This window comes from Campylobacter sp., assembly GCF_052170435.1.
Lineage (GTDB): Bacteria > Campylobacterota > Campylobacteria > Campylobacterales > Campylobacteraceae > Campylobacter_A.
Genome location: NZ_JBQNAN010000002.1, coordinates 81,142 through 105,468 on the forward strand (window position 1 = coordinate 81,142; position 24,327 = coordinate 105,468).

Sequence of the window (24,327 nt, forward strand, 5' to 3'; positions counted from 1 at the left end):
TTCAAAACTCGAAAAATCATTTCGCGATACTTCGCCTTATCGTTTTACGGTCAAATTTGGCATTAAATTTACAAATTTGGGTCACAGAGACCCGTATCTTGAAGGTTCAAATTTAGCATCTTAAAGTTTCGGGTTTACTCAAGTGAAATTTACAAATTTACCGCCCTTTAAAACGACCGATTTATCAAAAAATCAGCCGAATTTAATTAATATTGCGAAATCGAAACAAAAATCAGGATAAAAAATGAACGAAAATTTGATAGCTTACGCCGCGGCGTATCTGCTAGGCGGCATCCCCTCGGGCGTGATTTTGGCTTATATCTTCGGCGGAGTGAACATCAGAAGCGAAGGTAGCGGCAGCATCGGCGCGACCAACGTCTTGCGCGTGCTAAAGCAAAAAGACCCCAAACTCGCCAAAAAAATCGCGATTTTAACCGTCGTTTGCGACGTTTTAAAGGGCGTTTTGCCGATACTGATCGCGAAATTTTTAGGCCTTGCTCCCGCGACGCTTTGGGCGATGGCTGTACTTTCGGTGCTCGGACACTGCTATTCGCCGTTTTTGAAATTTGAAGGCGGTAAGGGCATAGCCACGGGAGCGGGCGTTTTGGCGGTTTTTTTACCGCTTGAGATCGCTATCGCGCTTGGGGTTTGGTTTGTCGTGGGCAAACTGCTTAAAATCTCATCGCTTGCCTCGCTAGCCGCGCTCGTGGCGTTTATCGTAGCGACTTTTGCGTTGCAGCCGCAGATTCCCGACATCGACTCCTATGCGCCGATATTTTTGATCGCGTTTTTGGTCGTTTATAAGCACCTGCCAAACATCAAACGCCTGATAACCGGGCAAGAAAAGCGCGTTATTTGACGACGATTATCAGAGATTACGAATTTAGCACGATCATCGGGCTGCTTGATTTTGAGCGCGTGACGCCGCAGAAGGTAAGAGTGAGCGCGGAATTTGAAAGCGGCGAGTTTATAGACTACGTGGAAATGATAAATTTTATCGAGGAAATTTACGCGCGGGAGAAATTTAGCACTGTGGAGAGCTCGCTTGAAATTTGCGCGAAAAAGTTGAAGGAAAAATTTAGCTCGCTTAGCTTTTTAAAAATGGAAATTTTAAAAATCGAGATCGTCAAAAATGCGACGGTTGGCGCAAGAGCTGAGTTTAAATATTAAATTTTTTTTAAAGTATCTTGAAATCTTGCTTAATTTATGCTACAATCCCATCAAATTTCACTGAAGGGAAAAAATGAGAATTTTAATAGTTGAAGATGAGGTAACTCTAAACAAAACCATCGCCGAGGGCTTGCAAGAGTTCGGCTATCAGACCGACAGCTCGGAGAATTTCAAGGATGCCGAATACTACATCGGTATTAGAAATTACGACTTGGTTTTGACTGACTGGATGCTCCCGGACGGCGACGGCGTGGATCTAATCAACATCATCAAGCACAAATCTCCGCGCACTGCAGTCGTCGTGCTATCTGCTAAAGACGATAAAGACAGCGAAGTTAAGGCATTTAGAGCGGGTGCGGACGACTATATCAAAAAGCCGTTTGATTTCGACGTTTTGGTAGCTAGAATCGAGGCTCGTTTGCGCTTTGGCGGCACCAACGTTATCAAGATAGACGACCTTATCATCGATCCGGACGAGGAGAAAATCACATATCTAGGTCAAGATATCGAGCTAAAAGGTAAGCCGTTTGAGGTACTAACTCACCTTGCGCGCCACAGCGATCAGATCGTCAGCAAAGAGCAGCTACTAGACGCGATCTGGGAGGAGCCTGAGCTCGTAACTCCAAACGTAATCGAAGTAGCAATCAATCAAATCCGCCAAAAAATGGATAAACCGTTAAATATATCGACTATCGAGACGGTCAGAAGACGCGGGTATAGGTTTTGCTTTCCCAAAAAAGCCTAAGATTTAGGTTTATAGTGCAATTAGCATCGGCTTCTACGATGCTAATTCTCATCATCTCCGTTCTTTTATATCAGTATATCAAGGTCACGATATACGAGGGCATCTCGCAATCGCTCGCATACGAAGCTAAAATTTTATCCACGAGCGCAAATTTATCTAAAGTAGAAAAACCGTTTGAGTACTTCACGCTAAACGATAGTCCCACTAGAGCAAAGCTAGTCGAGGGCAAAACCGTATCGCCTTATTTCGTCACGGAAAGGGTGGGGCAAAAGACTCATTTGACGTTATTTTATCCGTATATGGACGACACGAGCATCGCTCTAACCAAAGACACAACTCATCAAAGCAAACTCGTAGATCAAATTCTAATCGATATCATCATGGTAAACGCTACGTCGATACTCCTGATTATTTTTTACGTGCTGTTTTTGTCGCGGATGCTACTTGTGCCGATTAAAATTTTAAGCAGAAAAATGACGAATTTAAACGAGCGATTTTTACAGACGGTGAGCCTTGACGAGCTACCGCCCGAGTTTAAGCCGCTGGGCAGAAGTCTAAACCGCTTAATCGAGCGTATTCAGACGTTCGTACTCTATCAAAAAGAGCTTTTCGTCGGCGTCGCGCACGAGCTAAAAACGCCGCTAGCGGTGATGAAAACCAAAAACGAAGTCACGCTAATAAAGCCGCGCGAGAGCGAAAAATACATCGAAGCGCTCAAAAACAACAACGAAGCCATCAATCAGATGAACAAAATGATAAGCTCGATCCTAGAGATCGGGCGGCAGGAGGGCGCGCAGTTTGAGGAGGCTGTGCGCATCGATATCATCGAGTTTTTAAATCAATATGCGAATAATTTTAAAATTTTAGCTCGCGGCGAGGGCAAGGATATCTCGACCGATTTTACTCCGAGCAGCCTTGAGATGACGCTACAAACGACGCTTTTAACACACGTTATTCAAAATTTCGTCCAAAATGCGATCAAATTTTCTCCTCGCGGCGCCGTGGTTACGCTGCGCTCGCGCCTTAGCGAAAACGAATTTATCATCGAGGTCGTAGACGAGGGCTGCGGCATCGACGAGAGCAAGGACCTTTTTGCGCCGTTTAAGCGTTTTGGCGATAAGGGCGGAGCGGGACTCGGGCTATTTCTAGCTAAGGGCGCGGCTCAGGCTCTGGGCGGCTCGGTGTCTATCAAAAACCGAACCGACGGGCACAGCGGCGCGATCTCGACCCTCACTCTAGCGATAAATAAAAATAATAAAGGCAAATAAATGGCAAAACGAACCGCCGTCATAGATCTAGGCTCAAATTCGATGCGAATGGCGATTTTTGAGAAAACTTCGCGTTACGCGTTTCACATCATCGGCGAATTTAAGATGAAGGTGCGTCTGGGCGAGGGCGCGTACGAGCACGGCGGCGAGATCTCGGAAAAGTCGATGCAAAAGGCTTGCGAGGCGCTTAGCGAGTTTAAAAATATCGCACAAAACTACAAATGCTCGAAAATTTTCGCCATGGGCACCTCGGCTCTGCGCGACGCTCCGAATGCCGGCGAGCTCATAAGCATGGCGCGCAAGGAGCTTGGGATAAATTTAAAAGTCGTTAGCGGCAAGGATGAGGCGACGTTTGGCGGCGTAGCGGCGTTAAATTTGCTTGAGCCGCTAGAGGAGTTTGTCACGCTTGATATCGGCGGAGGCTCTGCGGAGCTAGCTCTTGTTAGCGGCGGCAAGATAGTAGACGCCATGTCGTTAAATTTGGGCACGGTGCGGCTAAAGGAGCTATTTTTCGATAAGAAAAATTTAAACGCCGCAGCGCCTTTTATCAAAGAGGCGTTTAAAAGTTTGCCTAAAAATTTTAAAAGCAAAAACCTAGTCGCTATCGGCGGCAGCCTGCGCGCGATATCTTCTGCTATTATGTCGGCGCAAGACTACCCGCTAAAAACGGTGCACAACTTTGCCTATAAATTTCAAAGCCACAAAAATTTCATCGAAAATTTAGCCCGGGCGAGCGTACTAGAGCTTGGAAAATTCGGCATCAAAAAGGACCGATTCGATACGATCAGAGAGGGCGCGCTTATATTTTTAGGCGCAGTGGATGCTGTGGGCGCACAAAACATCTATACTAGCGGCGCGGGCTTTAGAGAGGGCGTATTTTTGAGCGATATCTTGCGCCCGACGCGCAAATTTCCGCCAAATTTTAACCCGAGCGTGAGGAGCTTGCAGGATAGATTTTTGCTGGATGACAATAAAACTATCGTAAAATACGCAAAAGACCTCTTTGCCGCGCTAGAGCCGCTGCACGGGCTTGATGGGCGCTACGAGAGCGAGCTAGCCGTGGCTGCGAGGCTACATAGCGTGGCGCAGTGCTTGGGATTTTACGGCGAGCACGCTAGCTCGGCGTTTTTTGTGTTAAATGCCCTAAACTACGGCTTTTCGCATGCGCAAAAATGCCTAGTTGCCGCGATCATCGCGCAAAACGGCAAAAAAAGCTCGAGCGAATTTGAACGATTTAAAAACCTGCTGCCTAGCGAAGAGGTCGTGCGCTGGTTGAGTTTTATCCTTGCGCTTGCTAAAAATCTCGATGCAAACTGCGCGCATAAGAAGCTAGAGTTTGAGTTTATTAACCATACTTTGCAAATTTACGGCGCTAAGGAGTTGTTTATGGCGAAGGAAAATATCAAAAAGATGACCAAACCGGATACTTTTGCGATCTGTTTTGCGTGAAATTTGATGGAGGGATTTGATGAAATTTGCGGTAAATTTCATCAAATTTTATAAAATTAGTTTTTACTAGGCGCCAGACGATTAGTCTATGCTCGCCTTATCCTTGTATGCGTCCAGCGTTTGGCGGTTTTCGATGTAGGCGTTTAACTTTTTTTGATTTTCTTCAAAAAAACTCTGAAAATCTTGCTCGCTCGTCATCTTTTCTTCGCCGAATTTATCCAAAAGCACGTTTGACGTGCCAGTCAGCACGAGATAGCGTCTATCAAGGTGCTGAAAAAGCACTACTTTATTCGTATCGTCAAGCGGTTTTTCGTAGATTATCTCCACACCATCGTCGCTTTTTACCTTTTCAAACCAGCCGTTTTCGCGCTTTGTTTTTATCGTTTTTTGCTTGTTTTTTAGCTTTGCCTTGACGAACAAAAGCACGACTAAAAGCAGCGCCAAAACGCCCAAAACCGAGTAATATCTATAATCGATCATATCGCTCATGCCCTGCGTCATAAAATTTACGTCGCCGCTTTGCATGCCTAAATTTAGGCCTGTGTTTTGAGCGGACGAGGTCAAATTTGATACGTTTTGATCGCCGGATAAATTCGTCGCTTCGGTTATATTTTCTCTAGTTTCTTGCGGCGAGAGCGCGGTTGCGGCAGCTGAGTTTGCCGCATTTTCAGGCGTCACGCGTATGCGCAGGCCAAAGCCGTCGGTGGTTTTTGAGGCGCTAACGGCTACCTGAGCGTCGCTTTTTATCACGAGGGCTAAATTTTGGCCCCTAGGCTCAAACAAAAGCTCTTGTAGTATGCTTGAATTTACGCTTTTTTCGATACTTTGGTCGTTTTGTAGGTCTTTAAAAAGTAGGGTTATCACGCCGTCTTTGCGCTCTTGCAGGATCGCTCCGCTATAAGGTGCGTCAAAGCTAAGCATGATATCGACGCGGTCGCTACGCTCGTAAATGTTGTAAGTAGATAAATTTGACCCCCAAAGCGCGGCAAAAAACAACAAAAGAGTGGCGAAAATCCTCATAACTGCTCTCGTTTAAAGTACTGGATGACGGATTTTGAGTCTAGGATTTCATTTATCCTGATGGCGAGGTTTTTTTCGTAAACCATCACTTCGCCCTTGCCGAAAATTCGGTTGTTTATAAAAAGCTCCACGCTCTCACCGGCAGGCTTTTCTAGATCGATTACCGAGCCAACCTCAAGCTTTAAAAGCTGCTTTACGCTAATAGTCGTGGTACCGAGCTCCGAGATAAAATCCACTCCGATATCCATCAGCTCGTCGTAGCTTTTAAAAAGCCCGCCGCGCTCTTGCAACATCTCCTGAACCCCTTGGAGCGCCGTTTCTACGGCGGTTACTTCTTGTAGTTCTTCGCTCATCCTTTTTTATATCCTATTTGAAATGTTCTATTTTTGATTTTATAGACGCGCTTATCTTCTAGTTTGATGCGGAAATTCGTCCTGCCTAGATACTCCGGAGTGCCTAGTTTGTAGGCGTTTGCTTCGCGTTCGTTTAGTAGATTTTTGGCGTAGCCGATTGCGAGGTTGGCTACCTCTTTACAGATATCGCTTAGCTCGTCTTCGGCTAGTTTATCGACGCCAAGAAGCACGCTAGCAAAGCGATTTAGCGTATCTTTTTTAAAATAAAGATAAAAGTGAAACTCCTCTTTGCCCTTAAAAATCGGCAAGCTCGAGCCGTAAAATTCGCCCTCCGCGCTCTTTGCGCTCTCTACCTTGTAGCCCAGGGTATCCTCGCATAGATGCTTGATCCCAAGCTCCGCAACGTCCATCATCGCGCCGTCCTTTAAACGAAATTTTTTGATTATACTTAAATTTAACGCAAACGCGGCTAAATTTAAAAAAGTTTATTGATTTGCTTTATCAGCTCTTCGCCCTCAAATTTGGCCGTGAGCTTTACTATCTCGGTGCCGATTATCGCGCCGTCGGCATAGGTTTTTACCTCATCGGCGTCGTTTTTATTTTTCACGCCAAAGCCCACCGCGACAGGCAGATTGCTTCTTTTTTTTAGACCCTCTACGAGCGCTTTTAGTCTCTCCTCGCTGGCTCGCTGCGATCCGCTCACGCCGATAGCGCCAAGCGCATAGATAAAGCCCGAGCCGAATTTTAAAATTTTATCCGCTCTGTTTTGCGACGTGACACTGATTAGCGGGATGAGATCAAGATCAAATTTAGCGCACAGCTCCGCTACCTCCTCGCTCTCCTCAAACGGCAGATCGGGGATGATGAAGCCTGCGATACCGACCTCTTTTGAGCGGGCGATAAACCTCTCTACGCCGTAAGCAAACACGATGTTAAAATACACGAGAAAAACGACGGGTTTATTTATCTTGCCTTTGCACTCTTCTAGCATGGCAAATATTGCACCCGTGTTTACGCCCTTTGCGGCGGTTTCAAAGCTAGCCTGCGCGATGAGCTTACCGTCTGCGAGCGGATCGGAGTAGGGGATACCAAGCTCTAGTAGATCCAGGCAGCTGCCGTCTAAATTTAGTAAAAACTCCTTCGTCGCCTTGGCGCTAGGATATCCGGCCACGACGTAGCCGATGTTTGCTTTTTTGCCCGCGAACGCGTCTTTTACCTTAGCCATAAATTTTTCCTTTCTCGTAGCTCATCACGGTGTTTATGTCTTTGTCGCCGCGCCCCGAGACGTTTACGACGATGACGCTTTTTTTCGTCAAATTCGGACATAGCTTTTCTAGATAAGCTAACGCGTGCGAGCTCTCGATCGCGGGGATGATGCCCTCTAGGCGGCTGGTTAGATATAGCGCGTTTATGCATTCATCATCAGTGACGCCGTAGTAGGCGGCTCGCTTGCTCTCGTGCAGGTGCGCGTGCTCTGGGCCTACTCCAGGATAGTCAAGCCCCGCCGAGATGCTGTGAACGGGCTCGATCATGCCGTATTCGTCTTGAAGCACGATCGTTTTCATACCGTGGATGATGCCTGTGCGGCCCTTTGTTAGCGTCGCAGCGTGATACGGAGTGTGCGCGCCTAGGCCTGCAGCCTCGACTCCGATCAAATTTACGTCCGCGTCGCCCAAAAATGCGCTAAAGATACCGATGGCGTTGCTGCCGCCGCCGACGCAGGCGATGACGTAGTCCGGATGTACGCCGTATTCTTTTAGCTGAGCCTTGGTCTCGCGGCCGATGATGCTCTGGAAGTCGCGCACGATCCTAGGATAGGGGTGCGGGCCGACTGCCGAGCCGATGACGTAAAAGGCGCTTTCTATCTCGTTTACCCACGCTTGGATCGCTGCGGTGGTGGCTTCTTTTAGAGTTTTTAGACCCTCTTCTACGCTCACTACTCTGGCGCCTAAAAGCTGCATGCGAAATGCGTTTAGCTGCTGACGCTCGACGTCTGTCGCGCCCATATACACGTCGCACTCAAGACCGAGCAGTGCCGCCGCCGTCGCAGTCGCCACGCCGTGCTGACCCGCACCCGTCTCTGCTAAAACCTTCTTTTTGCCCATTTTTTTGGCTAGAAGCGCCTGGGCTAGGGCGTTATTTATCTTATGCGCGCCGGTATGGTTTAGATCCTCGCGCTTGAGGTAAATTTCATGCCCGTAGTGCTCGCTTAGGCGTTTTGCGTGATATAGCGGGCTAGGGCGTCCGACGTAGTTTTTTAGTAGGTCGTCTAGTTCGGCCTCAAATTCAGCCGTTTTTACTATGCGCTCGTAAGCAGCCTCGAGTTCGTCTAGCGCGAACATAACGGTTTCCGGCACGAACTGGCCGCCGAATTTGCCGAAATATGCTTTGGTATTCATCGGTATCCTTTAAATTTTCGTTTATTTTAGCATTTTAAGTTTTTATTAGGCTTATTTTGTGTGCGATATGGCAGCGTTAGCCGGCAAGCTGGTAAAATGAGTAAATTTAAAACATGCCATATTTTATTTAGGCAAGGCGGCAAAGGCGTAAATTTTGCCTCCGTCGCAAGCAAAATTTACGCCTTTAAAAGCTCCAAAATTTTCTTTATTTTTTCGGCCGATTTTATACCGTTTTCGTCCTCGACTTTTGAGTTTAGATCGAGCACTCGCGGGTTAAATTTGATCGCTTCGCGCACGTTATGTTCGCCGATACCGCCCGCCATACCGAAGTCAAATTTGACCTCTCGCAAAATCTCCCAATCAAAGCTGATGCCGTTGCCGCCGGCGTTTTGCCCCTTGCAGTCAAAAAGCGGCATATCGCAAAGCGCGGTATCGACGGCTGGTAGTGCATCTAGCACGCTATAAACGCGCCAAACCTCTAGCCCCACCGCCTTTAAATTTGCGTATAAATTTGAGCTAACCTCGCCGTGGATCTGCGCAACGTCAAGAGTAGCAAATTCGCAGATTTCCATTATCTCGCAGTCACTTTGCCCGGCAAAAACGCCGACGCATTTTTTACCAGCCGCATGCGCGATGTGAGCTATCTCACGCGCCGTCTGTGCGCTCACCCGCCGTTTGCTTTTGGCAAATATCACGCCCAAAAAATCAACGTCCAAACTCGCCACGTCGCGCGCCTCCGCAGGCGTTTTGATACCGCAAATTTTAACCAGCGTCACGCTTCGCCTCGCACGTAGTCTTCAAAATAGCGATAAACTTTACCGCTTTTTATCGCGTCCAGGATGACCTCTTTGGCCTGCGCGGGGCTGTCCGCGACGCCCGCTGTGTAGAGCGCAAACATAGCGTTTAGCACGACTACGTCAAATTTCGGTCCGTCCAACTCGCCTTTTAAAATTTGCTTTAAAAATTCGGCGTTTTGCTCAGGCGTGCCGCCCTCGATCTCGCTGTGAAATGCTCGTCTGAAGCCAAACTGCTCGGGCGTGATGCTGTACTCGCTGATCTGGCCGCCGCGTAGCTCCACGACGCGCGTCTCGTCACACAAGCTGATCTCGTCTAGTCCGTCCTCGCCGCGAACCACCAGCGCACGCTCGCGTCCAAGCAGCTGCAGCGTCTCGGCGTATAGGCGCAAAACGGGCTTGTGATAGACGCCTACCAGCTGATTTTTGAGAGCCAAATTTGGATTTAGCAGCGGGCCTAACACGTTAAAAACCGTGCGGATGCCTAGGCGCTGGCGCACCTCGCGCACCTCGCCTACTAGCGGGTGGAAAAACGGCGCGTGGAAAAAGGCTAAGTTTTTGTCGTTTAGCAGCTCGCGCTGTCGCAGGAGCGAATTTGAACTCTGAACACCTAAAATCTCAAGCACGTCCGAGCTGCCCGATTTGCTAGAAACGGCCTTATTGCCGTGCTTTGCGACTTTGACGCCAAGGCTTGCGAGGATAAACGCGACGGTGGTTGAGATATTTATCGTCTTAAAGCCGTCGCCGCCCGTGCCGCAAAGATCGATCATCGGCGAGGGATCGCGGTAGGTCTGCGAGTATTTTAGGATGTTTTTAGCCAGGCTTGCTAGGCTTTGTGGATAGAGGCTTTTTTCGCTGATTAGCACCAAAAGTGCTGCTAGCTGCGTGATCTCGCACTCTTTGCTCGCGATGATTTCGCAAATTTGCTCAAAGTCGCGGTCGTCTAGGCGTTCGTTTTCTTGTAGTTTGATTAGAAACGGCTTTAGCGGGCGAATTTTAGGCTCTTTGGCGACCTCGGCCGCAGGCGCTGCTTCGTAGTCGATGAAATTTTCGATGATTTTTTTGCCGTACTGCGTGAAGTAGCTCTCGGGGTGAAACTGGATGCCGAAAATCGGCCTGTCTTTCACGCTAAGCGCCATCACTACTCCATCCTCGCTCACGGCCGTGGCCTCTAAATTTGACGGTAGCTCGTCCACGTAAAGCGAGTGGTAGCGCATGACCTCAAATTCGTCCGGTAGTCCCGTAAACAGCGGCTCTTTGCGGCTAACTTTTATGAGCGAGGTTTTGCCGTGATACGGCTTTTCTAGGCGTTTGATCTTTGCGCCCTGCACCAGGCCGATCGCTTGATGCCCAAGGCAGATACCAAGGATCGGGGCGGCGATGTCGCTTCGTAAAATCTCTAAACAAATGCCGCTATCTTGCGGGTGTTTTGGCCCAGGGCTTAGCACGATTTTGCTAGGATTTAGCCTACGGATTTCATCCAGGGTGATTTTGTCGTTGCGCACGCAGCGTACTTCTTCGGAAGTTAGTTCGCGTAGATACTGTTCCACGTTGAAAACAAAGCTGTCGTAGTTGTCGATCAATAAAATCAAAATTTTCTCCTTTTTGGAGGCTTGTCTTTTTGCTCTATACTTCGTTGGATTTAAATTTTACTCGGTCACTACCGACGAGGTAGCTCCCGTCGTAAAATTTAAATCCGCCTCGCCTAGAACAAAAATACTTCGCCTTAACTTTTTACGTTCAAATTTGAAGTCAAATTTGGTTAAATTTGCAAATTTTACTTACCGAGACCCGCATCTTGAAAATATCAAAATTTGAAAAACTTACTTTCTGTAAAACTGAATTTTTGGGAGAGGAAGGGGGTTCTACTTACGAAGCGTCGCCCCTTCCTCTCCCAAGCCCTCTCTAACCCCACTGCACGTGAGAAGTTGCTGCACTGCGTGCAGGCTAAATCTCCCTTGCGTTTTTCGCAAACACGTTTAGCACCGACGCGCGTTTTTTGCAAATTTCTTTATATTCGTATTCAGGAATGCTATCAATCACGATTCCGGCTCCGGCCTGCACGAAAATTTCGGCGAAATTTTCCCCGAGCTCTCCGCTTTTTAAATTTGACTCGTTTGCGCCGTCAAGGTGCGGGTCATGCCCGCCAGCGTCAAATTTGCCGTCAAATTTGCGCGCAAATATCGCGCTTCTAATCAAAATCGCCATTTGCGCGTCGCCGTTAAAGTGGAAAAATCCGATGCCGCCGCCGTAGGCGTTGCGCCTATATGACTCAAGCTCGGCGATGATCTCCATGGCGCGGATTTTGGGCGTACCGCTGAGCGTGCCTGCGGGGAAGATGCTACCGACCGCGTCAAATGCGTCTATATCGTCCGCCTTAGCGCCGTAGACGTCGCTTACGATATGCATCACGCTCTCGTAGCGCACGATGCGCATGGCGTTTTTGACCGCGACGCTTTTTGGCTTGCTGACGCGGCCGATGTCGTTGCGGGCGAGGTCGATGAGCATTTTGTGCTCGGCTAGCTCTTTTTCGTCGCTTAGCAGTTCGCGCTCGAGCGCGGCGTCCTCCATCGCGTCCTTACCGCGGCCGCGCGTGCCGGCTATGGGCGCGACGTAGATTTTGCCCTCTTTGATCTCGCAGACTAGCTCGGGGCTAGAGCCCGCGACGTCGCCGTAAGGGGTCGGAAAGTGAAACATATAGGGGCTCGGATTTGCCTCGCTTAAGGCTCGGTAGAAGTCAAGGCTATCCATATCCGAGGCTAGTTTTAGCTGCTCGCTTAGCACGACTTGAAAGACGTCGCCGCTTTTTAGATACTCTTTGGCGCGCTTTGCGATGTTTAGAAAATGCTCTTTTTCGCCTTCTAAATCGGTTAAAATTTTATATTCGCTCTGCCGTTTTGCGCGGTCCTGGGCAGCTTTTACTTCGTCCTCCGCGCTAAATTCAACTAAAAAATCGTAATACCGCTCGCTATCGCCGTAAAAGCTGTAAATTTTGCTATTTTTATCAAAGTGTAGATAGGCGCGGGCGTTGGCGTAGAAAAAGTCCGGGAAATCGTACTGCGAGGCGTTAAATTCGGGGATTTTTTCAAAATATTTTATCCCGCCGTAGCCCAGTACTCCAAACAGTCCCGCAAAAGGCGCATCAAATTTTTGAGCTTTAAAATAGCTCTTAAGCCCCGCAAAATCGGTTTGCTCGCTGCTTATATACTCGCAGTCGATGCCGACTATGGTCTGCGTCGTGTCCTCGGCGAGGTAGGAGTTAGCAAATCTCTCGCGGATCTTTTCGTAATAAAAAACTGGGCTCAAAAGTAGCATAAAATATCCTTTAATGAGCGTAGATTATATAAAAATTAAGCTTAATTTTCATTTGACGGCGGCGTCAAAAAGCTCGCGCTCTAGCCTCTGTGCCGCGTCTAGGGCGGGGCAGTCCGAGGCGCCGTATCTAGCTGCGACACTTTTTGGCTTTTTAGTACACAATAGATGTAGGCGCGGATGCGAAATTGATGGATGTTTTGCGTTTGGCTTGTTTTTTTCGCCGAGTAAATCGCTATTAAGTGCAGTATATTTATAGCGTTCTCGCTGTGGACGTGGCGTAGATTTTTCTTCTTTGATCTCGGCAGATCGGCTCGAGACTATAGAGCCCGCTACGTCGCCGTAGTGGGCCGAAAATAGGGGCGCATGCGGGTCTTGTAGCCAAACTTGGTCGTTTGGTAGAAGTTGGGACTATTCGCATCCGAAGCCGGTTTTAACTACTCGGCGATCACGATTTGAAAAATGTTGTCGATTTTAGATAATTTTGTCATCTATAAATCAGCTAAAATTTTTTGCGCATTGCTCACGATACGCGCCTTGCGAAAACAGGCTACCAAGATAGCTAGAAAAGATTCACTTTGTCATATCGTTTAGTAGATTTGCTTGCGCTGCGCTTAGTTTGCCCACCGCTTCGCACTCCTGCGCACCGTATCTAGTAGCGATATCTTTTACGTCCTCGTACGCGATCACGGTTTTGTCGCCATCTTTGTAAAACAAAAATTTAAGCGGCATCTCAAGCGCAATCTTGGGCTCACACTGCATCAAAAGCGTGCCGACTTTTGGCGAGCCTACTATCACCACCGTTGTATCGGCCATCTTAAGCCCCACTTTATCCGCTAGTTTTGAGTGTTCAATCACGTCAAATACCGTTATATTGCGAGACGCTACGACTTTTTCAAATTTTTTCACCGCTTCGTCCACGCTAAGATCGCTTTGCGCGGTGGTCAGGTGGGACGCGTTTAGTGCGCCAGCCAGTGCGGTAGCGGCCGCGAATGTAACTATAGATTTCTTCATATTTTATCCTTTAAAAAACGATAATTATAAATTAAAACAGTAAATGTTAAAGTCATGGCAAGGAAATAAAATGCAAGAAATGATCTCTTTTTTGAGTTTACAATACATTCTTATTGGTGTGGCCGCAGGTTTTGTCAGCGGATTTTTCGGTATCGGCGGCGGCACCGTCGTAGTGCCTTTGATGATGTTTTTGGCTACGATATCAAATATGTTATCGGCGCTAGTATCATTCAGATGATCCTTGGTTTGATATTTGGTTCGTTCGTAAATTTTAAAAACAAAATTCTAGATGTCGCGCCTGCGCCTGCACTGGGGGCTTTTTGCCTGCGGCGCGCTTAGTAGCGGCTTCTAGCTCCAGCTCGCTTTGGCCTTCCGTGACGCCTGCAAAGGCTAAATTTAACCCCGCAAAAATCATCAAAATCAATCTTTTCAATAATTTCCCTTTTTTAAATTTTAAAATTAATTTTACCCAAAAACGGCTAAAATCGGATTTTACTTTAAGGCGAGATTATGGAAATTTTATCGGTTGCGTCGGTCGGTTACGTTTGTTTGGGGCTATTTGTGGGCTTTTTGTCCGGATTTTTGGGTATCGGAGGCGGCGCGGCAGCCGTGCCGATACTCGTATTTTTGGGCTTTGACGTCAAATACGCAATCGGCGTAAGCGTCCTTCAGATGGTATTTAGCTCCGTTTACGGCTCGCTTTTAAACATAAAAAACAAAAACGTCGATTTAAAGCCCGCTTTGGTGCTTGGTATCGGCGGCTTTTGCGGGGCGAGCGCGAGCGGCTTTATCGTGGCGAGCGTTCCGTCTAAAATTTTGCTTCTTGGGCTTATTTGTATTCAAATTTTTAACATTATTAAGCTATTTTTTAAAAATCCGGAGCCAAAAGGCGCGCACAATCCTTCCCTTACTCCGTTATTTTTCCTCGGACTTTTCGTAGGCGCGGTAGCGATCAGCGTGGGTATCGGAGGCTCGGTCATCATCATGCCGGTTTTGATAAATTTTCTTAATTACGACATCAAAAAGGCTGTTAGTACGGGGCTATTTTTCGTGATATTTTCGTCGATTTCTGGCTTTATCAGCCTTGCCTCGCAGGGGCTCGTGCAGTACGAGGTCGGCGTTTTGGTCGGTATCGGCTCGCTTATAAGCGTGAGATTTGGCGTGGCTTTGGCACAAAAGATCGACCGCACCGTCCAAAAAAGATGCCTACTTGCGCTTATCTCTACGACGCTAATTATAATGATAAATAAGCTTTTTGCTTAAATTTGGCGCCTGCTAACTGGCGGGATAGGGCTGAAACTACTTGTCCAAATTTTACAAATTCATGTCAAATTTCGGCGGGTTCAGAAACTCGCATAAATTTAAAACAATGCGGTCAAATTTACTGGAAGCGCGGGAGCGAGGTAAATTTATCGCATTCGCTCCCAAGAAAAATCAGAAATTTTCTAAAAATCCGCCGTCGCTTAGCTTTAGCTCGAGGTCTTTTACGTAGTCTTCAGCCGCTTTTTGGTATTCGTTTTTGCTGATGGTTTTTATTGTCGCACCGTTTTTGCCGGCAAACTCCAGGTTTCTCTCTTTGGCAAATTTTACCGTCTGTTTTACGATATTTTCAAGAGAATTTTCTCCGTTAAATTTGAGTGCGATAAAGGCGTCAAACTGCGAAAAATTTGCCGGAACGTTTAGCTCGTCTGCGATTTTTATCACGGGCTCGTCTGTAGCAGAGAAATACTCAAAATATCCGCGTACTCGCTCTTTTATACGGCTTTTACCTGCTTCGTAAACGACTTTCGGACGTTCGTAGGTCGTTAGCTTCGCGCAGTTTGCGGCTAAAATTTCCATAAAACCTAAATATGCCGATTTTACAGCGCTTTCATCGTCTTTTAAGAGCGCCGCGACATCGGCAAAGTTTATGCTTGCCGGATAAACGTCGGTAAAGACTTGATAAAGCCAGTTGTATTGCGGTTTCATAAAGCTACCCCTTATGCTTTTATATCTATCGTCTTCTTTTGTAAAGCCTACTGATATATGAAGCTTACAAAGCTCTTCCATGCCGATATCTACTTGGAAGTTTTCGCCCAAAAGCTCCTTGTGTACTATTAGGCTTGCTCTAAAAATTTTACCTGTTAAAAAGTCCAAAGCTTGCTCTTTTTCTACCCTGGATTTGAAATTTGAGTCAATGAATTTATCAAATTTTTCTAATCCTAAATTTGATTCAAAAACATCATTTAGACTAACTTCAGATAGGTACATTAGTCCGTTTTTGTCGAGGTTTTCTGCAAAATCTTTAAAGTAAACCGGGTTATTAAAAACATCTAAATATTCGTGCATTATGTATGAATCGTCTGTTTTTAATGTCCCCTCTGCGTAATATTCTAGTGCATTATGATTGATTAAAATTGTACTTAGGCCATTATCTCCGGTTTTGTAAAATTTAGCGTATTCTCCAAGCGTTTTTAGGATTTCTCTTGCTTTGGCTACCTTTGCGGCTTCTCCTTTTATATCCTTAGTGCCGAACATTAAAAAATCTCTGATCGTATCCTTGATCTTCCAGCCAGGATAGACGTTATAGCTCACGTATGCCACGCCGTTTGGGCTCAAAAATCGCTTGATTGTTTTTAGGATCGCGTCCTTTACGACATCGGGCACCCAGCTATAAACGCCGTGGCAGATGATATAGTCGAATTTACCGTAATCGCTCACGTCCGCATCCGTAAAATCGCAGATATCTTTTGCCATAAATTTTATATTATCCACGCGCATTTGCTCGGCTAGCTCTTTGGCCTTATTTATCTGTACCTCGCTTAGATCTATGCCTAGTACCTTTGCCTGCGGATTTGCGATAGCAAAAGGAAATAAATTTCCGCCGTAGCTGCAACCTATTTCCAGCACTTTAGCCGTTTTTGACGGCGACGGCGTTAGTGACAAAAAAGAAGCCAAAGCCTCAAGTCGCGCAGGCGAAGTTTCTGAGAAAGCCGATGAAATATATGGAAGATTATTGTATGATTCTTGAATTTCGTTCATTTTGTGGCCTTAGGTTAAAATATTTTTACGATGATACAGCAACGCCTATTAAATAAGGGTAAATTTAAGCGGTCAAAGCCGCTCAAATTTACTTAAAATTTAAGTCCGAAAACAGCCGAAGCGATAAAAACGACGGTCGCCGTGATGAGAAAAATTCCGATGATGTTTAGCCAGATTCCGGCCTTTATCATCGAGCTGATTTTTACGTAGCCAGAGCCGTATGCGATGGCGTTTGGCGGCGTGGCGACGGGTAGCATAAAGGCAAAGGTAGCAGCCATAGCGACCGGGATCGTAAATAGCATAACGTTTGCGCCGGTATAGCCAAGCCCCGCGCTAACGCCTGCGATCACGGGTAAAAAGGCTGCCGCGGTGGCGGTATTTGACGTGATCTCGGTAAGGAAAATAACGAGCGCTACGACTGCCATGATGATCGCCGAGGTAGGCAGCGCGCCGAGCGCCGATACCTGATGACCGATCCAAAGCGATAGCCCGCTGCTACTAAACTGCGCCGAGAGCGACAGTCCGCCGCCAAAGAGTATGAGGATATCCCACGGCAGCTTTTTGGCGCTATCCCAGTCGATGAGACGCTCGCCGCTTTTGTTTGCGGGCACGACAAAGAGTAAAATCGCCGTACTCATCGCGATTATGGCGTCTAGGCTAGCGATTTTTATATCAAAGGATTTTAGTACAAAGCCTAGCGATATCCAGCACGTGGCGGCGGCTACGAAGATAACGCCCACTAGCTTTTCGGGTACGGTTATGGGGCCGAGCTTATCTAGCTCGTCTTGGATTACTTTTTTACCGTTTGGGATCTCGCCGATTTCGGGCTTAAAGAGCACGTAGGTGAGCAAAAACCAGCACGCCGCAAGCATAACGACGCTAAGTGGCACGCCCACTAGCATCCAATCAAAAAAGCCGATCTCGATGCTAAATTCGTTTTTCATATATGCCACTAGCAGGGCGTTTGGCGGGGTGCCGATGATGGTGCCCACCGAACCGATAGAGGCGGCGTAGGCGATGCCTAGCATCAGCGAGATGCCGAAATTTGAGCTAAAGGAGCTCGTTTTTTCTTTTATCTCTTTTGCGATGTCGCGGCCTTTGTGAAATATCGTATTCATCACGCCGCCTTGCACGCCTTTTCGCGAAATTTCGTCCAAATTCGCCACGTCCTCGACCGCCGTAAACGTCCATTTTTGAGTCGTTAGGCGTCCTACTAGATGCAGTACGCTAAGGCCCACGGGTAGCATCATTATAGCGGTTGCGGTGTTGCTCACCCACATGGATAAAAATCCCGTCGCCACCATAAACCCCGCCACCAGCCGCCTAGGACTGGTGCCGACTAAAAGCACGATGGCAAGGGCGATTCTGGTGTGCAGATTCCACCTTTGCATAGCAAGGGCTAGCACGAAGCCACCCATAAAAAGATATATCGTGTCCGAAGCATACGGCGCGGCGACTACCTTAAACGCGTCGACGCCTAGCACCGGAAACGCCACCATCGGCACCAGGGCGGTCGCGGGCAGGGCGATGGCCTCAGTCATCCACCACACCGCCATCAGCGCGGCTACGGCGGCAACGACGGGCATGGCTTCTACGTGCAGTTTTTTGCCCTTTGCCGCAGCTAGAGCGATATCTCCGGCATTTGCGGGGAAAATTTTATAAACCGCAATCGCTAGCAAAACGCCTAGTACCAGTCCGATTAGCTCGACTCGGTTTGTTCTTCTGTCGATAGGAATATGCGGGTTTGCCATGATAACTCCTATGCTTGGGATAATTTATAATACACCCAAAAAGCTTATAGCTTAAAAAATTCTTTTGCCTTAAAATTGATTTTTTACTAAAGTGTTGATAAAAGTAACAGAGATTTTAGTTAAAGCGATTTTGGGTATAATTACGGGTTAAAAATTTAAAATCACGGAAGCAAAAATGAACGCAAACGACACCATAAAAATCACGGGCGCGCGCGAGCACAACCTAAAAAATTTAAACCTCGAAATTCCGAAAAACAAGCTCGTAGTTTTCACCGGACTTAGCGGCAGCGGCAAGAGCACGCTAGCCTTTGACACGCTTTATGCCGAGGGACAGCGCAGGTATATGGAGAGCCTTAGTAGCTACGCTAGGCAGTTTTTAGACCGCGTGGGTAAGCCAGACGTCGATAAGATCGAGGGTCTAACGCCCGCTATCGCGATAGATCAAAAAACCACGTCCAAGAACCCGCGCTCGACCGTGGGCACGATAACGGAAATTTACGACTACCTGCGCCTTTTATACGCTCGCATCGGCATCCAGCACTGCCACAAGTGCGGCAAACCGATCTCTAAAATGTCGGCTAGCGATATCATAAACGAGATCCAAAAGCTGCCCGAGGGTGCCAAAGTCGTCATCTACGCTCCGCTCGTGCGCGAGAAAAAGGGCACGTGGGCGGATTTGATCGAAAATTTACGCGGTAAAGGCTACGTGCGCGCTCAGATAGACGGCGTGCAGGTGCGCTTAGACGAGGAGATCGAGCTAGCTAAAACCAAAAAACACACGATAAAGCTCATCGTAGACCGCATCGTTATAGACGCGGATAACGCGCAGCGCCTAGCCCAGGACGTAGAAAAAGCGCTTAATGAAAGCTACGGCGAGGTCGAGATCGAGATAGCAAACGCCGAAGAACTCGGGCTAAAAGAGAGCTTTATACATTACAGCGAGCATTCGGCGTGTTTTGATTGTAAAATTTCATTTACGCCGCTTGAGCCGCTTAGTTTTAGTTTTAACTCCCCAAAAGGCGCGTGCGAGAGGTGCGACGGACTTGGCATTCGTTACAGCCTTGACCTTAGCAAAATAATCGACGAAGAAAAAAGCATCGAAGGCGGCGCGATAAAGCTTCTTTACGGCTACAACATGAGCTATTATTATAAATTTTTGCTAGCTTTTTGCGAGCAAAACGGTATCGACGTAAAGCGCCCCTACTGCGAGCTTAGCGAGGACGAAAAGCGCCTCGTACTCTACGGCAACGTAAAAGAGGTCGAGTTTTTCTGGAAGCGAAACAAGCTGCTGCGTAAATTTGAAGGCGCGCTAAAAATCACGCACGGACTGCTAAAAGACTACAAGGACTTTGATGAATACATGAGCGAGAAGGTCTGCGACGACTGCGGCGGACACAGGCTAAAGCCTCAAAGCCTAGCCGTCAAGGTCGCAGGGCGCGGTATCGGCGAAATTTTAGACATGAGTATCGAAAACTGCACCGCATTTTTCTCGGACGAGTCAAATTTTAGCTACCTTAGCGAATACGATAAAACGATCGCAAAGCCTATATTTAAGGAGATAAACGAGAGGCTGTTTTTCCTCTACGACGTGGGGCTTGGCTATCTATCGCTCGGACGCGACGCGCGCACGATCAGCGGCGGCGAAGCGCAGCGTATCAGGATCGCAAGCCAGATCGGATCGGGCCTTAGCGGCGTGATGTACGTGCTAGACGAGCCTAGTATCGGTCTGCACGAACGCGATACGCTAAAGCTCATCAAAACCCTGCGAAATTTGCAAGCCAAAGGCAACTCGGTTATCGTCGTCGAACACGATAAAAAAACGATCGAGGAGGCCGACTACGTCGTGGATATCGGGCCTGGAGCGGGAAAATTCGGCGGGCAGATAGTTTTTGCCGGCGACGTGCAAAGCCTGCTTGGCTCAAGTACGCAAACCGCGCTTTACATAAACGGCGAAAAGGAAATCGACTACCAAAAAAACCGAAAAATCGACACGTGGCTTGAAATCTCAAACGTAAATATCAACAACATATCAAATTTAAGCGCACGCTTTCCGCTGCGAAATTTGGTCGGTATCACGGGAGTTTCGGGCTCAGGCAAAAGCTCGCTCGTGCTGCAAACACTGCTGCCTGAAGCCCAGGAGCAGCTAAACCGAGCTAAAAAAGTAAAAAAGGTCGCTGGGGTAAATTTGAGCGGACTAGAAAATCTAGACAAAGTGATCTACCTCGATCAAAGCCCGATCGGCCGCACTCCGCGCAGTAATCCAGCCACCTACACGGGCGTGATGGACGAGATCAGAGGGCTTTTTGCGCAGACTAAAGAAGCCAAACTGCGAGGTTACAAGATCGGCAGGTTTAGCTTTAACGTCAAGGGCGGACGCTGCGAAAAGTGCCAAGGCGAGGGCGAAATAACGATCGAGATGCACTTTTTGCCCGACGTAAACGTCGTTTGCGACTCATGCGGCGGCACCCGCTACAACGCGCAAACGCTAGAAATCCTCTACAAAGGCAAAAGTATCGCCGACGTGCTAAATATGAGCATCGACGAGGCGGTAGAGTTTTTTAAATCCGTGCCTAAAATCGCTAGCAAACTAACGACGCTGCAAGACGTGGGCCTAGGCTACATCACGCTGGGACAAAACGCCGTGACGCTAAGCGGCGGCGAAGCGCAGCGCGTAAAGCTGGCAAAAGAGCTCAGTCGCTCGGACACGGGAAATACGCTCTATATCCTTGATGAGCCGACTACGGGGCTGCATTTTGCCGACGTCGATAGGCTCGTGCGCGTGCTACATCATTTGGTCGATCTTGGCAACTCGGTCTTTGTCATCGAGCACAACATGGACGTCATCAAAAACTGCGACTACATCGTCGATATGGGGCCTGAAGGCGGCGCAAAAGGCGGTAAAATCATCGCGCAGGGCAGCGTAAAAGAGGTCGCTAAAAATCACGCAAAAACGGGCAGCTATACGGGTAAATTTTTAGCCGAGGAGCTGGAAAATATGAAAAACGCGGCAAAAAAGGCGAAGAAAAAATAAACGGCGAAGCAGATCGGTAAAATTTAAAAAGTTATGTCGGCGTAAATTTACGCGAGATCTAAACAAAGCCGTTATGCAGCTATCAAGGGGGCTTGAGGAGGGCGGCGTACAGAGCCTAAAGGACGCGCTTAAAAGCGATGGCGACGAGGTAAGCAAGGTGCAAGCTAGCGTGATTTTAGGCGAATATTTCGTGATGAAGGGCGAATTTGCGCAGGCTAGGCGACATCTCGAAGCAGTAGTCGAAAACTCTAGCGAGTTAGAAGAAGAATACGACGACTTACTAAACGATGAGATCTACAAAGCCGATCTGCTCCTAGATATGATCGATCGCTTCGGATTTTTAGCGAAATGACAGGCAAATTTGCAATATAAATTTGACAGTTTGCGGGCTTAACCGCGCCAAATTTAGCCCGCAAAACGTCTGTAAATTTAATGAAAGGCAAAAATGAGACTTTGGACGATAAGCTTTAAATACCTCGACGCAAAGGGGCTTGTGGCGCTTTGGCGGGAGGCACTACTGGCTAAAAACGTACTGGCCGGACTAACTAAGGGCTACAAAAATCACTCGCAGCTTGACCGCTTTTACGCCCATGAAAATGCGCTAGAGGCGATAAATTCATATCTGGCGGGGGTTTATAAGGAGGCGTGCGCTCGCGGGTATAAATTTGACGCCGCGAAGGTGGGCGAATTTGACGAGCGAAATTTAGCCAAAATAGCCGTCTCTAGGGGGCAGATAGAGTATGAATTCGCCTTTTTGCAAGAGAAGCTAAAATCGCGTGACGTCAAGGCATACGAGCGAAATTTGAGCGTAAAAAATATAGAAATCGCGAGCATTTTTAAAGAGGTCGAGGGCGGAATCGAGCCGTGGGAAAAAGTAAAAATTTAGCGCCGTTTTTGCGCGTAAATTTTTGAGCTTGTTTGGACAAATTTGATTAAAAACTCCAAAATATATTACGCCGATTTTGCCGTAAATTACGGCAAATTTAGAGCGTTAAATTTATATATTCAAAATGCCGTAAAATAGCGCAAATTTAGCGCTAGAATAACAAGCGGCTTTGAGTGGGTAAATTTGATTTTGCGTTTCGGCGATGTATGGGCGGTAGATAAAAATCTCGCATGAATAGCGTTGCGATAAAATCTAAAATTTATGAGCTAGAGCGGACCTTTGCTAAATTTAGCGTTTTAAATTTGACGGCAAATTTAAAGGACGAAATAGTCAAATTTAAAAAGGCGAACCCGGCGTTATTTCCGCCAAATTCGCCTTTGTTTTTCAAAAAAACTTCGCCGACCGATCAAATTTTACGCTCAAATTTGACGGATCATAGCTCGTTTTACTCCGCTCTCATATGCTCGGCGGCAGGTACTTTTGGCAGTCCCGGCATCAGCATAGTCGATCCACTAACCGCCACGATAAAGCCAGCTCCGCCGCGGATCTCAAGCGCGCTAACCTCAAAGCTAAAGCCCTTCGGCCGTCCTAGCAGCTTAGCGTCCGAGCTAAAGCTATACTGCGTCTTTGCGACGCAAACTGGCATACTCTCAAAGCCTAGGCGCGAAATCTCGGCCAGATCCTCCTGCGCGCGCGGGCTAAAGACGACGTCTTTGGCGCCGTAAATTTTAGTCGCGATCTTTTCGATCTTGGTTTTGACGGGGTCGGCGGGCTCATACGTGAAGTTTATCTCGCGAGCCGGTTTTTCGCAGATTTGCGCGACTTTTTTAGCTAGATCCTCCGTGCCGGCGCTTCCTTTTAAAAAGCCCTCGCACACGCTAAACTCGGCTCCCGACTCCTTGCAAAGAGCGCGCACGTGGGCGATCTCGTCGTCCGTGTCGGTCGCAAATTTATTTAGCGCGACGATGACGTTTTGGTTAAAGTTTTTGAGATTTTCTATATGGGCTTTTAGGTTTTCGCCGCCTAGCTTTAGCGCGTCTAAATTCGGCTGCGAGATGCCGTCTTTATCGCATCCGCCGTTATATTTTAGCGAGCGGATGGTGCTTACTAGCACGACGCATTTTGGCGCGAGATTTGCGGTTCGGCACTTTATGTCGAGGAATTTTTGCGCTCCAAGCTCAGCGCCAAATCCCGCCTCGGTCACGACGTAATCCGCTAAATTTAGCGCCGTTTTGGTCGCGATCACGCTGTTGCAGCCGTGCGCGATATTTGCAAACGGTCCGCCGTGGATGAGCACGGGCGTGCCCTCAAGCGTCTGCACAAGGTTTGGTTTTATTGCCTCTTTTAGCAGTACGCAGACGGCATCCGCGCAGTTTAGGGATTTTGCGCGCACGAGGCCGCCCTCTTTATCGTAGGCGACGACGATGTTTTCGACGCGCTCTTTTAGATTTTTTAGGTCGGTCGCTAGGCATAGGATCGCCATTATTTCGCTAGCGGCGGTGATTACGAAGCCGTCCTTGCGAGTAAATTTATTGCTCTTTTCAAGGCCGATTTCGATCTCTCTTAGCGAGCGGTCGTTCATATCCATGCAGCGCTTGAAAACGACGCGCGCAGGGTCGATATTTAGGGCGTTGCCGTGATGGATGTGGTTATCTAGCATCGCAGCGATGAGGTTATTTGCCGAGGTGATAGCGTGAAAGTCGCCGTTAAAGTGCAGGTTGATATCTTCGCTCGGCGTCACCTGCGAGTAGCCGCCGCCCGTCGCTCCGCCCTTTATACCGAAAACCGGCCCCAGGCTCGGCTCTCTAAGCGCGGCACACACGCGTTTGCCGATACGCGCTAAGCCGTCTGATAGCCCGACAGTCACGGTCGTTTTGCCCTCGCCGTACGGGGTCGGATTGGTCGCGGTAACTAGGATGAGGTTTGCGCCGGACGCGCTGCCTAGTCGCGGCTCGATCTTGGCTTTTAGCTTGCCGAAGGTGTCTAGCGCCTCCTCGCCTAGCCCCAGTTTTGCGCCGATTTTTACGATATTTTGCGGCTTTGCGCTCGCTTCTATTTCTCTGTCGCTTAGCATCGTCTTTCCTTAAAAAATTGATTTAAAATGATTTTGTAAT

At 47.9% G+C, this 24,327-nt stretch carries 23 protein-coding genes; 10 read left to right on the forward strand and 13 right to left on the reverse strand.

Features of this window, described 5'->3' with window-relative positions; translation table 11 throughout:
• Positions 1-244 precede the first annotated feature (244 nt).
• The 5 genes from plsY (at position 245) to ACTTJF_RS01890 (ending at position 4,632) form a co-directional block, all read left to right on the forward strand.
• Entirely contained in the window at positions 245-859 is a 615-nt protein-coding gene (plsY, locus tag ACTTJF_RS01870) for a glycerol-3-phosphate 1-O-acyltransferase PlsY (RefSeq protein ID WP_122872772.1), read from the forward strand.
• Complete coding sequence (locus ACTTJF_RS01875) at positions 856-1,170, forward strand: dihydroneopterin aldolase (protein ID WP_442550508.1); 315 nt, start codon at positions 856-858, stop codon at positions 1,168-1,170. Before plsY ends, ACTTJF_RS01875 begins: the two co-directional genes overlap by 4 nt.
• A 73-nt stretch (positions 1,171-1,243) precedes the next feature.
• Positions 1,244-1,915, forward strand: a complete 672-nt coding sequence (gene hsrA, locus ACTTJF_RS01880; RefSeq protein ID WP_002947350.1) for a homeostatic response regulator transcription factor HsrA — start codon at positions 1,244-1,246, stop codon at positions 1,913-1,915.
• Positions 1,916-1,953: 38 nt separating this feature from the next.
• Positions 1,954-3,183, forward strand: a complete 1,230-nt coding sequence (locus ACTTJF_RS01885; RefSeq protein WP_442550532.1) for a sensor histidine kinase — start codon at positions 1,954-1,956, stop codon at positions 3,181-3,183.
• Positions 3,184-4,632: a Ppx/GppA phosphatase family protein gene (locus ACTTJF_RS01890; RefSeq protein WP_442550509.1), complete on the forward strand. Its 1,449-nt coding sequence runs from the start codon at positions 3,184-3,186 to the stop codon at positions 4,630-4,632.
• 81 nt (positions 4,633-4,713) lie between these two features.
• Here the strand turns inward: ACTTJF_RS01890 and ACTTJF_RS01895 are convergent, their stop codons facing one another.
• From ACTTJF_RS01895 to ACTTJF_RS01935, 9 genes are all read right to left on the reverse strand, one after another.
• Entirely contained in the window at positions 4,714-5,652 is a 939-nt protein-coding gene (locus ACTTJF_RS01895) for an excinuclease ABC subunit A (RefSeq protein ID WP_442550510.1), read from the reverse strand.
• Complete coding sequence (gene fliN / locus ACTTJF_RS01900) at positions 5,649-5,945, reverse strand: flagellar motor switch protein FliN (protein WP_034957998.1); 297 nt, start codon at positions 5,943-5,945, stop codon at positions 5,649-5,651. Before fliN ends, ACTTJF_RS01895 begins: the two co-directional genes overlap by 4 nt.
• Before the next feature lie 56 nt (positions 5,946-6,001).
• Positions 6,002-6,415 (reverse strand): chemotaxis protein CheX, encoded by a 414-nt coding sequence (locus ACTTJF_RS01905; RefSeq protein WP_442550533.1) that lies wholly within the window; start codon positions 6,413-6,415, stop codon positions 6,002-6,004.
• Between the two features lie 65 nt (positions 6,416-6,480).
• Positions 6,481-7,230 carry a tryptophan synthase subunit alpha gene (gene trpA / locus ACTTJF_RS01910; protein WP_442550511.1) on the reverse strand — a complete coding sequence of 250 codons (750 nt, stop codon included), beginning with the start codon at positions 7,228-7,230 and terminating at the stop codon, positions 6,481-6,483.
• Positions 7,223-8,404, reverse strand: a complete 1,182-nt coding sequence (gene trpB / locus ACTTJF_RS01915) for a tryptophan synthase subunit beta (protein ID WP_295144072.1) — start codon at positions 8,402-8,404, stop codon at positions 7,223-7,225. The genes trpA and trpB overlap by 8 nt, the downstream gene beginning before the upstream one ends.
• A 176-nt stretch (positions 8,405-8,580) precedes the next feature.
• Positions 8,581-9,180 (reverse strand): phosphoribosylanthranilate isomerase, encoded by a 600-nt coding sequence (locus ACTTJF_RS01920; RefSeq protein WP_442550512.1) that lies wholly within the window; start codon positions 9,178-9,180, stop codon positions 8,581-8,583.
• Positions 9,177-10,790 (reverse strand): anthranilate phosphoribosyltransferase, encoded by a 1,614-nt coding sequence (trpD, locus tag ACTTJF_RS01925; RefSeq protein ID WP_442550513.1) that lies wholly within the window; start codon positions 10,788-10,790, stop codon positions 9,177-9,179. Before trpD ends, ACTTJF_RS01920 begins: the two co-directional genes overlap by 4 nt.
• A gap of 355 nt (positions 10,791-11,145) precedes the next feature.
• Positions 11,146-12,513, reverse strand: coding sequence for an anthranilate synthase component I family protein (locus ACTTJF_RS01930; RefSeq protein ID WP_442550514.1), 1,368 nt, complete (start codon positions 12,511-12,513; stop codon positions 11,146-11,148).
• A gap of 570 nt (positions 12,514-13,083) precedes the next feature.
• Positions 13,084-13,524: a DUF302 domain-containing protein gene (locus ACTTJF_RS01935; RefSeq protein WP_442550515.1), complete on the reverse strand. Its 441-nt coding sequence runs from the start codon at positions 13,522-13,524 to the stop codon at positions 13,084-13,086.
• A gap of 70 nt (positions 13,525-13,594) precedes the next feature.
• Between ACTTJF_RS01935 and ACTTJF_RS01940 the strand changes: the two genes are divergently transcribed.
• Entirely contained in the window at positions 13,595-13,762 is a 168-nt protein-coding gene (locus ACTTJF_RS01940) for a hypothetical protein (RefSeq protein WP_442550516.1), read from the forward strand.
• A gap of 33 nt (positions 13,763-13,795) precedes the next feature.
• Here the strand turns inward: ACTTJF_RS01940 and ACTTJF_RS01945 are convergent, their stop codons facing one another.
• A complete protein-coding gene (locus tag ACTTJF_RS01945) occupies positions 13,796-13,957 on the reverse strand; it encodes a hypothetical protein (protein WP_442550517.1) in 162 nt (53 codons plus the stop codon).
• Positions 13,958-14,034: 77 nt separating this feature from the next.
• Here ACTTJF_RS01945 and ACTTJF_RS01950 point away from each other — a divergent pair, with 77 nt between their 5' ends.
• Entirely contained in the window at positions 14,035-14,787 is a 753-nt protein-coding gene (locus ACTTJF_RS01950; protein ID WP_442550518.1) for a sulfite exporter TauE/SafE family protein, read from the forward strand.
• A 171-nt stretch (positions 14,788-14,958) separates the two neighbouring features.
• On the opposite strand, the gene ACTTJF_RS01955 is transcribed toward ACTTJF_RS01950, so the two are convergent.
• Both ACTTJF_RS01955 and ACTTJF_RS01960 read right to left on the reverse strand, forming a co-directional pair.
• Positions 14,959-16,545, reverse strand: a complete 1,587-nt coding sequence (locus ACTTJF_RS01955) for a methyltransferase domain-containing protein (protein WP_442550519.1) — start codon at positions 16,543-16,545, stop codon at positions 14,959-14,961.
• Between the two features lie 92 nt (positions 16,546-16,637).
• Positions 16,638-18,296 (reverse strand): SLC13 family permease, encoded by a 1,659-nt coding sequence (locus ACTTJF_RS01960; RefSeq protein WP_442550520.1) that lies wholly within the window; start codon positions 18,294-18,296, stop codon positions 16,638-16,640.
• A 175-nt stretch (positions 18,297-18,471) separates the two neighbouring features.
• On the opposite strand from ACTTJF_RS01960, the gene uvrA reads away from it, so the two are divergent.
• The 3 genes from uvrA to ACTTJF_RS01975 all read left to right on the forward strand — a co-directional run bounded on the left by uvrA (position 18,472) and on the right by ACTTJF_RS01975 (position 22,213).
• Entirely contained in the window at positions 18,472-21,327 is a 2,856-nt protein-coding gene (gene uvrA / locus ACTTJF_RS01965) for an excinuclease ABC subunit UvrA (RefSeq protein ID WP_442550521.1), read from the forward strand.
• A 73-nt stretch (positions 21,328-21,400) separates the two neighbouring features.
• A complete protein-coding gene (locus ACTTJF_RS01970; protein ID WP_442550522.1) occupies positions 21,401-21,679 on the forward strand; it encodes a hypothetical protein in 279 nt (92 codons plus the stop codon).
• Between the two features lie 93 nt (positions 21,680-21,772).
• Positions 21,773-22,213: a pyrimidine dimer DNA glycosylase/endonuclease V gene (locus ACTTJF_RS01975; RefSeq protein ID WP_442550523.1), complete on the forward strand. Its 441-nt coding sequence runs from the start codon at positions 21,773-21,775 to the stop codon at positions 22,211-22,213.
• A gap of 445 nt (positions 22,214-22,658) precedes the next feature.
• On the opposite strand, the gene ACTTJF_RS01980 is transcribed toward ACTTJF_RS01975, so the two are convergent.
• Complete coding sequence (locus ACTTJF_RS01980) at positions 22,659-24,287, reverse strand: formate--tetrahydrofolate ligase (protein ID WP_442550524.1); 1,629 nt, start codon at positions 24,285-24,287, stop codon at positions 22,659-22,661.
• Between the last annotated feature and the right edge of the window lie 40 nt (positions 24,288-24,327).